The 2,241-nt window shown below is 68.6% G+C and carries 2 protein-coding genes and 1 pseudogene; 1 reads left to right on the top strand and 2 read right to left on the bottom strand.

Annotated elements, in window-relative coordinates:
- Window positions 1-457 (top strand): annotated as a pseudogene (locus VDP82_RS17235) (DUF5054 domain-containing protein); the annotation flags it as partial.
- Here the strand turns inward: VDP82_RS17235 and VDP82_RS17230 are convergent.
- Together VDP82_RS17230 and VDP82_RS17225 are read right to left on the bottom strand one after the other, a co-directional pair.
- Window positions 454-1,611: an MFS transporter gene (locus VDP82_RS17230; protein WP_323016051.1), complete on the bottom strand. Its 1,158-nt coding sequence runs from the start codon at window positions 1,609-1,611 to the stop codon at window positions 454-456. The pseudogene VDP82_RS17235 and the gene VDP82_RS17230 sit on opposite strands and share 4 nt — an antisense overlap.
- 145 nt (window positions 1,612-1,756) lie before the next feature.
- Window positions 1,757-2,241, bottom strand: a 485-nt coding sequence (locus VDP82_RS17225; protein ID WP_323016050.1) for a cation diffusion facilitator family transporter, incomplete at its 5' end; no start/stop codon positions are given.

Below are 2,241 nucleotides of genomic sequence, written 5' to 3'. Positions count from 1 at the left end.
GGCGCAGGCGCAACTGGGCGCGCCCGAGCGCTGCGAGATCGGCCTGCGCGCCATCGATGAACGGCAGGTGGAAATCCGTCTCGTGCTGCGCGGCAAGCCGGCCAATCGCATGCCCGAGGCCGGCTTCTTCCAGGTGACCCCGCAAGGAAAGGCAAGCTGGCATCTGCGCAAGCTGGATTTGTGGCACGAGAGCCGCAATATCGTGATGCGCGGCGGCGGCCAGTTGCAGGCCGTGGACAGAGTGCGGGCGCAGACCGAAACCGGCGGATTTACCCTCAGGCTGCTCGATGCGGCGCTGGTGGGCCCGGCTTCGGCGCCCTTCATGCCCTACCAGCCGCAGGTGCCCGATTTCTCGGCCGGGCTGCGCGTCAATCTCTACAACAACAAATGGGGCACCAACTTCCCCATGTGGTGGGAAGGCGACGCGCTGTTCCGGTTTGTCCTGACGCTGGATTAGCGGTTGCGCAGGGCGAGCCGGCCTTCGTTCTCGGCGCCGTTGCGCAGGGCCAATGCCGCCGCCGCCAGGCCGAAAAGCCCCATGGCGCCATAGGCCAGCAGCGGGCCGGCGTCGTAAAGCAGCCCCGCAAGCGCCGGGCCGAGCACGCGACCCAGGGCGGAGACGGCCTGGTTGGCCCCGACATGCTGGCCGACCGCGCCGGCCGACGCCATGCGGCTGGCAAGGCTGGTGGTGAGCGTGGTCAGAAATCCCTGGCTGGCCCCGATTAGGACGATCCCGGCAATCAGCGTGGCGGGGCCGGCGAAGGGCACCAGCACCAGCGCCCCCGCCATCAACAGCGCCGCGCCGGCGCTGACCGGCCATTCGCCGAATTTATCGGCCAGTCGCCAGACCAGGCTCATCTGCACCAGCACATAGCTCAGCCCCGCCAACGCCAGCAGCCAGCCCAGCCGGTCGGCGCCCCAGGCAAAGCGCTCCTCGACGAAGAGACCCAAAGTGGCCTCCATGCCGACGAACATCAGCATGGACAGCCCGGTAATGGCCAGCAGCCGCAGGAACGATCCCCCCATGGGCTGGCCGGCGCCGCCGGCCTTGGCGGCGGCGGGGGATTGGGTAGGCAGCAGAAAAAAGGCGGCGGCAAGGGTGGCGGCGGCGATGGCCGCGCCGATAAGGCACAGGGCGGCAAAACCCCAGCCGGCGAACAGCGCGCCCAGCGCCGGCCCGATGGTGAAGGCGAGCCCGACGCTGGCCCCGCCCATGCCCATGATCCGGGTGCGCGATTTGGCGTCGCTGGAATCGGCCAGCATGGCCATGGCCACGCTGATGCTGCCGCCGCAAAAGCCGGCCAGCACGCGCGCCGCCAGCAGCACGGCAAGGCTGGTGGCCAGGGCGCTCAGCCCCAGCGACAGCACCGAGCCGGGCAGGGCCAGCAGCAGCAATTGCCGCCGTCCGATGCGGTCGGAGAGGCGCCCGAGCAAGGGCGCGGCGATGAACTGGGCCAGGGAATAGCCGGAAAACACCAGGCCAAGCGCCAGCCCCGCCCCGCCAAAATCCTGCACCACGCCGGGCAGCGAGGGAATGACCAGGCTGAAGGCCAGCATGTCGCAAAAGATGACGGCGCATAAAACCAGGCGCCTCGAGCGGTCCGATATCACAACGGCAATCCTGCGAGCGGCGGGCGCAACCCCGGCTGCACCTTCCCGCGCCTTTTAGGCCCCTTGCCGCCCGTCCGCCAGTGACATGCCGTCGCGTCGGGGCTTCGACTTGCCGGGCTTGAGGACGGTTTCTCCTCAAGGCGCCTTACAAGGCGCACGCACCCCTATCCTTGTCCCAGACGATCTCGATGGTGGAATGGGCGATGCCGTAATCATCCAGAAGCACGGCCTTGACCGCCTCCGACACCGTTGCGGGCTTCGCGCCCGGCTCAAGGTGGATTTCGAGCGTCGCCACCGGCTTGCCCGAGGTGATCGACCAGACATGGACATGGCTCACCTCGGCCAGCCCCTGCACTTCGGCCAGCAGCGTCGTGCGCAACTCGCCGATGGCGACATTGTCGGGCGCGCCTTCGAGCAGGATATGCAGGGAATTGCGGAACAGCCGCCAGGCGCTGCGCAGCACCAGCAGCGAGACCACGACCGACAGGATCGGATCGATCGGCATCCAGCCGGTGAGCCAGATGGTGACGGCGGCGACGATGGCGGCGACCGAGCCGAGCAGGTCGCCCAGCACATGCACCATGGCGCCGCGGATATTGACGTGCTCGCGGTCGCCGCGCGAGAGCACGA

The organism is Devosia sp. (assembly GCF_034675085.1).
Lineage (GTDB): Bacteria > Pseudomonadota > Alphaproteobacteria > Rhizobiales > Devosiaceae > Devosia.
Note: the sequence above shows the minus strand (reverse complement) of the source record. Positions and strands in the feature narration are given on the sequence as shown.